Source organism: Burkholderia sp. GbtcB21, from assembly GCF_019091065.1.
Classification (GTDB): domain Bacteria; phylum Pseudomonadota; class Gammaproteobacteria; order Burkholderiales; family Burkholderiaceae; genus Burkholderia; species Burkholderia pyrrocinia_C.
Genome location: NZ_JAGXKA010000577.1, coordinates 1 through 228 on the forward strand (window position 1 = coordinate 1; position 228 = coordinate 228).

General features: G+C 75.9%; 1 pseudogene. It reads right to left on the reverse strand.

What is annotated here, in order from left to right:
• Nucleotides 1-228: pseudogene (locus KVT39_RS37710) on the reverse strand (ABC transporter ATP-binding protein); the annotation flags it as partial.

The window sequence follows — 228 nt, forward strand, 5'->3', positions numbered from 1 at the left end:
CGTCCTGTTCCGCGCCGCGCTGCGCGCGGTAGAGCGCGTAGTTGCCGCCGTACGTGCGTGCGCCTTGCGGTGTCAGCTCGACGATGCGCCGCACGTCGGCGAGCAGCGCACGGTCGTGGCTCACGATCACGGGCCCGCCGCGCCAGCCGTTGAGCGCCGCGCGCAGCCATGCACGGCCCGGCGCGTCGGGATGATCGGTCGGGTCGTCGGGCGCCACCAGGCCGGCGC